The sequence below is a fragment of the Candidatus Streptomyces philanthi genome (assembly GCF_059553635.1).
The window spans coordinates 1-7,315 of record NZ_JCANQV010000280.1 but is presented as its reverse complement, the minus strand read 5'-3'; the positions used below and the strand labels follow the sequence as shown (position 1 = coordinate 7,315).

General features: G+C 71.5%; 7 protein-coding genes. 2 read left to right on the top strand and 5 right to left on the bottom strand.

Going from position 1 to position 7,315, the window contains the following annotated elements; genetic code table 11:
- On the bottom strand, window positions 1-2,129 hold a 2,129-nt coding region (locus tag AC51EU_RS24490), incomplete at its 3' end, for an FAD-binding and (Fe-S)-binding domain-containing protein (protein ID WP_496269225.1).
- Window positions 2,130-2,264: 135 nt separating this feature from the next.
- Between AC51EU_RS24490 and serC the strand changes: the two genes are divergently transcribed.
- Window positions 2,265-3,383: a phosphoserine transaminase gene (serC, locus tag AC51EU_RS24485; protein ID WP_496269224.1), complete on the top strand. Its 1,119-nt coding sequence runs from the start codon at window positions 2,265-2,267 to the stop codon at window positions 3,381-3,383.
- 208 nt (window positions 3,384-3,591) lie between these two features.
- Here serC and AC51EU_RS24480 read toward each other — a convergent pair whose 3' ends face one another.
- From AC51EU_RS24480 to AC51EU_RS24465, 4 genes are all read right to left on the bottom strand, one after another.
- Window positions 3,592-5,223, bottom strand: a complete 1,632-nt coding sequence (locus tag AC51EU_RS24480; RefSeq protein WP_496269223.1) for a class I adenylate-forming enzyme family protein — start codon at window positions 5,221-5,223, stop codon at window positions 3,592-3,594.
- Between the two features lie 133 nt (window positions 5,224-5,356).
- Entirely contained in the window at window positions 5,357-5,560 is a 204-nt protein-coding gene (locus AC51EU_RS24475; protein WP_496269222.1) for a DUF397 domain-containing protein, read from the bottom strand.
- 149 nt (window positions 5,561-5,709) lie between these two features.
- Window positions 5,710-5,922: a DUF397 domain-containing protein gene (locus tag AC51EU_RS24470; protein ID WP_496269221.1), complete on the bottom strand. Its 213-nt coding sequence runs from the start codon at window positions 5,920-5,922 to the stop codon at window positions 5,710-5,712.
- Entirely contained in the window at window positions 5,919-6,734 is an 816-nt protein-coding gene (locus AC51EU_RS24465) for a helix-turn-helix domain-containing protein (protein ID WP_496269220.1), read from the bottom strand. The genes AC51EU_RS24470 and AC51EU_RS24465 overlap by 4 nt, the downstream gene beginning before the upstream one ends.
- Window positions 6,735-7,021: 287 nt before the next feature.
- Here AC51EU_RS24465 and AC51EU_RS24460 point away from each other — a divergent pair, with 287 nt between their 5' ends.
- Window positions 7,022-7,276 carry a hypothetical protein gene (locus tag AC51EU_RS24460; RefSeq protein ID WP_496269219.1) on the top strand — a complete coding sequence of 85 codons (255 nt, stop codon included), beginning with the start codon at window positions 7,022-7,024 and terminating at the stop codon, window positions 7,274-7,276.
- The last annotated feature ends 39 nt before the right edge of the window (window positions 7,277-7,315 follow it).

The window sequence follows — 7,315 nt, the reverse complement described above, 5'->3', positions numbered from 1 at the left end:
ACGGGGCGGCCGGGCGGGGCCTCGCCGCGCAGCCGCCTGCGCCACCACCAGCGGGTGAACGGTTCCGTGGCGAGTTCGGGGAGGGTCCGTTCGGCGGCGATTCCCGCGAGGCGTTTGCCGGGTCCGGCGAGCGGCGTACGGGCGAGGGCGTTGAGGGCGGGGGCGAGGGGCGCGGCGGCGTGCAGCCACTGCGGCAGGCGTCCCATGGAGTAGTGGGCGGCGGGCCGTGGCCGGCCGGCGTAGTGGTGGTGGAGGAATTCGGCCTTGTAGGTGGCCATGTCGACGCCGACGGGGCAGTCGGTGCGGCAGCCCTTGCAGGACAGGCACAGGTCGAGGGCGTCGCGGACCTCCGGGGAGCGCCAGCCGTCGGTCACCACCTCTCCCGCCAGCATCTCGTGCAGCAGCCGTGCGCGTCCCCGGGTGGAGTGGCGTTCGTCGCCGGTGGCGCGGAAGGAGGGGCACATGACGTCCGGCGAGCCGGGGCGGGGTGCGGTGGTGCGGCACTTGGCGACGCCGACGCAGCGGCGTACGGCGGCGGTGAAGTCGCCTCCGTCGTGCGGGTAGCCGAACTCCACGGGGACGGGGTGCTTCGGGAGCACCGCGAAGCGCAGGTTCTCGTCGAGCCGGGCGGGGCGTACGAGGATGCCGGGGTTGAGGCCGCCCGTGGGGTCCCAGAGGTCCTTGAAGCGGCCGAAGAGGGCGACGAGTTCCGGCCCGTACATCTTCGGGAGCAGTTCGGCGCGGGCCTGGCCGTCGCCGTGCTCCCCGGAGAGCGAACCGCCGTGGGCGACGACCAGGTCGGCGAGGTCGTGGGAGAAGGCGCGGAAGCGGCGGACGCCGTCCGCGCCGAGCAGGTCGAAGTCGATACGGACATGGATGCAGCCGTCACCGAAGTGGCCGTAGGGGGTGCCGTGCAGGCCGTGCTGGGCGAGCAGGGCGCGGAAGTCCCGCAGGTACGGGCCGAGGCGGGCGGGTGGTACGGCGCAGTCCTCCCAGCCGGGCCATGCCTCGGTGCCGTCGGGCATCCGGGTGGCGGTGCCGGACGCGTCCTCGCGCACCCGCCACAGGGCGCGCTGCCCGGCCGGGTCGGTGACGACGGTGTGGCCGCTGGTGGCGCCGGCGGCGGCCCGGCACAGTGCCTCGGCCCGCGCCCTCGCCTCGGCCCGGCTGCCGCCGCCGGTCTCCACGAACAGCCAGGCGTCGCCCTCGGGCAGGCCCGCGGCGTCGCCGACGAGGTCGGCGGCCATGCCCTCGACGGTGAGCGGGCCGTGCGGCAGCAGGGTGTGCGCGGCCTCGGCGGCGGTGCTCTCGTCGGGGTAGCCGAGGACTGCGAGGGCGCGGGCGGCCGGGGCCTCGACCAGGCGGACGGTCGCCGAGGTCAGCACGCCGAGGGTGCCCTCGCTGCCGGTGAGGGCCCGCGCCAGGTCGGTGCCTCGCTCGGGGAGCAGGGCGTCGAGGGCGTAGCCGGAGATGCGGCGCGGCAGGTCGGGGTAGCCGGTGCGCAGCAGTGCGAGGTGCCGTGCGACCAGTTCCCGTACGCCGTCGCGCAGCCGGGGCGGCAGGTCGGTGGCGGTGTCCCGGGCGGCCCGTACGGTCTCGCCCCCGTAGGTCAGCAGCGTGAGGTCGCGGACGTTGTCGGCGGTGGTGCCCCAGGCGACGGAGTGCGCGCCGCAGGCGTTGTTGCCGATCATGCCGCCGAGGGTGCAGCGGCTGTGGGTGGAGGGGTCGGGTCCGAAGGTGAGGCCGTGGCGGGCGGCGGCGGCCCGCAGGTCGTCGAGGACGACGCCCGGTTCGACGACGGCCGTACGGGTGCCGGGGTCCAGGGCGGTGATCCGCCGCATGTGCCGGGTGAAGTCGAGGACCACGCCGAGGCCGGTGGCCTGCCCTCCGATGCTGGTCCCGCCGCCGCGCGGCACCACCGCCGCGCCGTGCTCGCGGCACACCCGCAGCGCCGCCGCGACGTCGTCGGCGTCCCGGGGCGCGACCACGGCGCGCGGCACCCGCCGGTAGTTCGACGCGTCCATGGTCATCAGCGCCCGGTCGGCGGCGGCCGCCGAGACCTCCCCGCGGACCGCGGCCGCCAGCTCCTTCTCCAGGTCCCTCTTCTGCTTCTCCGTACGCTCAGCCATGGCACCAGCCTGCCCACGCGGGGCGCCCCGCGGCACACGTGGCGGCCGGGCGCGTCGCGCCCGCATCCCGGTCCGGGCATCTCACCGGCTGGACGCGCCGCAACCGCCCGTACCGGGACGGATTAGGCTTCGTCCGTGGCTGACATCCAGATCCCCGCTGACCTCAAGCCCGCCGACGGACGTTTCGGCGCCGGCCCCTCCAAGGTGCGGCCGGAGGCACTGGCCGCGCTCGCCGCCACCGGCACCTCGCTGCTCGGTACCTCCCACCGCCAGGCCCCGGTCAAGAACCTGGTCGGCAAGGTGCGCGAGGGCGTACGCGATCTCTTCCAGCTCCCCGAGGGCTACGAGGTCGTCCTCGGCAACGGCGGTTCCACCGCGTTCTGGGACATCGCGACGCACGGCCTGATCGAGAACAAGTCCCAGCACCTGTCGTTCGGCGAGTTCTCCTCCAAGTTCGCCAAGGCCGCCAAGGCGGCGCCCTGGCTGGACACGCCGACCGTCATCAGCGCCGACCCCGGCTCGCACCCGGACCCGGTGGCCGAGGAGCGCGTGGACGTCTACGCGCTGACCCACAACGAGACCTCCACCGGTGTCGCCGCCCCGATCCAGCGGGTCGCGGGCGCCGACGAGGGTTCGCTGGTGCTGGTCGACGCCACCTCCGGCGCGGGCGGCCTCCCGGTCGACATCACCCAGAGCGACGTCTACTACTTCGCCCCGCAGAAGTCCTTCGCCTCCGACGGCGGCCTGTGGATCGCGGTGTTCTCCCCGGCGGCGCTGGAGCGCGCCCGCGCCGTCCACGCGTCCGGCCGCCATGTCCCGGAGTTCTTCTCGCTGCCCACGGCGATCGACAACTCCCTGAAGAACCAGACGTACAACACCCCGGCCCTGGCCACCCTCTTCCTGCTCAACGAGCAGCTGGAGTGGCTCAACGGCCAGGGCGGCCTGGACTGGGCGGTCCGCCGCACCGCGACCTCCGCGCGCACCCTCTACGGCTGGGCCGAGGAGTCCAAGTACGCCACCCCGTTCGTCGCCGACCCGGCCAAGCGCTCGCAGGTCATCGGCACGATCGACTTCACCGACGAGGTGGACGCGGCGGCCGTCGCCAAGGCCCTGCGCGCCAACGGCATCGTCGACACCGAGCCCTACCGCAAGCTCGGCCGCAACCAGCTGCGCATCGCGATGTTCCCGGCGATCGACCCGGCGGACGTCGAGGCCCTGACGGCCTGCATCGACCACGTCATCGAGCAGCTCTGACGACTCGAACACCTCGGGCCCCGGCAGGACATCACGTCCGGCCGGGGCCCGTACCGTTCCCGCGCCCCTCGTGAACGCGACGGAACCATGGAGAACTGGCGTCCCCTCCGCCAGGAAGCCGGAGGGGACACCACGACCCTACTCGCAGGACAGCTCGCCCGCCTTGATACCGGCCGAACAGTCCCCGCGTTCAAGGCGGCAACGGCACCTACGGCGTGCCCAGGGCCCCGTCGGTCCACATGGCGCGCAGTGCCTTCTTGTCCACCTTGCCGACCTTGGTCGTCGGCAGCTGGTCCAGCAGGACCGTCCTGCGGGGCGTGTACAGGTCTCCCAACTCGGCGGTCACCGCCGCGGCGACCGCCTCCGGGTCGACGTCGGTGCCCCCGGCCGTGGCCAGGAAGATCTGTACGGCCTCCCCGTACTCCTCGTCGGGCACGCCCAGCGCCGCCGCGTTGCGCACACCGGGCAGCGTGAGCAGGAAGTCCTCCAGGACCCGGGAGTAGACGTTGTCGCTGGTAGCGCCGGTGACGATGATGTCCTTGGCCCTGTCGACGAGATAGAGGTACCCCTCGGCGTCGAGATAGCCCATGTCCCCGGTGCGCAGCCAGCCGTCGTGCAGCGTCTCCGCGGTGCGCTCCGGGTCCGCGTAGTAGCCGAGCATCATCGTCTCGCCCCGGACGCACACCTCGCCGACCTGCCTGACGGGCAGCGCCGCCGCGGTGTCCTCACCACGGATCTCGATCTCGACGCCGGAGAGCGCGCGACCGCAGCTGCGCCAGACCTCGGGCCGCCGGGCTCCCTCCGAGGCGAGGTCCCGCTCACCGAACGCGGCGATCCCGAGCGCCTCCGACTGCCCGTAGACCTGACCGATCACGGGCCCGAAGACCTCGGCCGCCTGCTGCAACCGGCTGGGCGACGTGGCCGCGCCGCCGACGGCGATCCGCCGCAGCGCGGGGAACGCGCCCGGCTCGCACTCCGGGTGATCGAGAAGCGCGTACAGCATGGGCGGTACGAACACGCTGACGGTGATCCGCTCCTCGCGCAGTACCGCCAGCGCCGCGCCCGCCTCGAACTCGGGCAGCACGACAAGCGTGGCACCCGTCACCAGCGCCTGAACCGACGTGAGGTGGCCGCTGCCGTGCGTGAGCAGCGTGGCGGCGAGCACCCGGTCCGTGCCCGGGTCCATGGCCGAGAAGAAGCCCGGCACGGGACGGGAGCCCTGCGGGGTGTCCTCCACCAGGTCCAACAGCCAGTCGTAGAGCCGGCGGCTGTGCGCGGCGAGCTTGGGGCGGCCCAGGGTGCCGCCGGTGTAGAAGACGGTGACGGCCTCGTCCGCACCCGGGGCCGGCACGCCGTCGGGGCGCTCCGCGGGGCACTCGGCCGCCACGGCCAGCAGGTCCGTGCTCCGCTGCGCACAGGGTCCGAGGCTGAGCAGCACAGGTGCGTGGGCACTGCGGCCGGCCGCGTCGGCGGCCCGCTCCGCGAAGAGCGGGTCGGTGACCACGGCGCGTGCCCTGGACTGCTCGACCAGCGCGGCGAGTTCGCCGGGCCCCGGCTCGGGCGGCAGGAACACGACGCGGCAGCCGATGAGATGGACCGCGAGCTGCACCAGGACGGAGTCCACGCGGTTGGCCAGGAACAACCCCACTCCGTCGCCGGGCGCGAGCCCCTGCCGGCGCAGCGCGTGCCCTAACCTGAACAGCCGCCGCCGAGCCTCCCCCCGGGTCAGCCGCTGCGCACCCTGGACGAGCGCCTCGGCGTCCTCGTCGGTCTGCCAGTGCTCCAGGATGCGGTCCACGTACGTCCGCGCCTCGGATGCCTCACGCGCATTAGTGATCATGAACGTATGCAAACATGCCGCCGAGGAACCGTGTGGCCATATCGAGCGGGAGTGAATCACTTCTCGATGGGTACGGGGGCGCCACTGACGTTCCTCCGTGCCTCCCAAATTGCCCGAGAAACGCTCCTCCACGTCATCGGCAGAGCCGGTCCGCCTTGATACCGGACACGAACGCGGACCAGGCGGACGCGCCGATCGTGAGCACCGGACCGTTCGGGGACTTGCTGTCGCGGACGGGGACGGTGCCGGTGGTGGCGGCTTGGGACGGCCGCCATTCGACGCAGTTACCGCCGTCCTGACTACTGTGACTGGACTTGATCCACCCGGAATCCGACATCGCGTCAGCCTCTCCTTCGGTCTGGATGGGTACGGGGCATCCGAGCCGAGGGTGCCTCACCGACGCGAGCGACGGAAGAACGCGGCAGGGCCTGGGACGCGCTACGCCCCCTCCGCCAGGAAGTCGAAGGGGGCGTAGTGGCACTGTTCCTAGGACAGTTCGTCCGCCTTGATGCCGGACACGAACGCCGACCAGGCGGACGCGCTGATCGCGAGCACCGGACCGTTCGGGATCTTGCTGTCACGGACGGGGACGGCGCCAGTGATGGCATGGGCCGGCATCCACTCCAGGCAGTTGCCGCCTTCAGGACCGCTGAAGGTGGACTTCAGCCATTCCTGCGGCACTGGCATCGAGGTCTTCACGTCAACTTCTCCATCTGCTCTCTGATCAGGCGCTCCGTGTCCCGGGTCGAGAGTGCCTCACCAGCGAGGGCGTCATAAGCGTGGGAGGCGGCTCGAACGTGCTCCGGTTCCTCAATGATGCCCGTGGTGCGGAACGCCTCAACACATACGCGTGTGACGTGAGCTGGACTGGTCAGAAGGCTGGCTGTGCTGTCGATGAAGAGATGAGGGTCCGCGTCCAGCGGCAGAACCTGGATACGAATGGTGGAACTCGCGCCATGGCTTAGCAGCGCTGCGAGCTGTTCGCGCATGATTTCCCGACTGCCCACGATGCGCTGGATCACGGACTGGCACAGGATGGCGTTCACGTCAGGTCGCGCGGCTCCCCGCAGTATGTCCTGCCGGGCCATTCGGTTGCCTACGGTCCGTGCGATCTCCTGCTCACTGGCCCGTGGGTCACCAGCGCTCAGGATCGCGCGAGCATACGCCGGGGTTTGCAGCAGGCCCGGGACGACGGTCGGAGACCATTCCCGCACCACCACGGCCTCGCGCTCAAGTTTCATCCGCTGCCGATACAAGCTTGGGAAGTCCTGCGCGACGGCCTCCTCCGCCAGCCGTTTGAAGAGCCCGTCCGTCCCGAATACCTGGTCCAGCCGAGCGGGCATTCCTGCGGGGATGCGGCCGATGCAGTTCTCCATGCGGCTGACTGTGGACTTCGACGTGTGGAGCAGCCGTGCCAGCGCGGTCTGCGTCAACGGACCGTCAGGGTAAAGCTCTCTGGCGCTGCGGATCTCCTCCCCGAATTGTTTTCGCGGGTCGACTTCGTCGTTCATAGGACCCCCTGACCGTTGACGTGGTCCTCGGTGATGTACGCGCCATCCCCCGTGGTCAGAAGCTCGCGCATATGCCGTCGTGACCATGGGCCTTGTCGAGCACTGAAACACTCGCAACCCTAGCCCCCATCCAGCCATGCTCGTGACCGTTCGGCCACATCGTGTGACGAACGGAGGACGGGGCGAACGTCTGCCCTACCTCGGCGCGTGAGTGCGTGAAGTCCCCTCCCGGCGGAGGGGACTTGAGCCGTCCGCCTGGGCGGCCACAACTGATCACGGAGGCAACAGTGCTGGTGGAAGAACCGCAGAGTGACTGGCGGGAGAAGGTCGGGGAGGTGGAGGCGGCGCGGGACGATCTCGCGGCCGCGCTCGAAGAGGCCGGGGTCACGTTGCCGTCGCTCGGGACGGAGGCGTCGACGTGCGGGGGCCAGACGATCGCGCTCGTGCATCTGGGGCGGTGCAATGTCGCGACGGCGCACTCGTTGGCGGGTGTGGTGCGGGCCGGGGCGCGGGCGGCGGAATCCGGCGAAACGCCGGTATGAGGCCGCGTCATGGGAGACGAGGAGAAGAAGGAAAAGGAA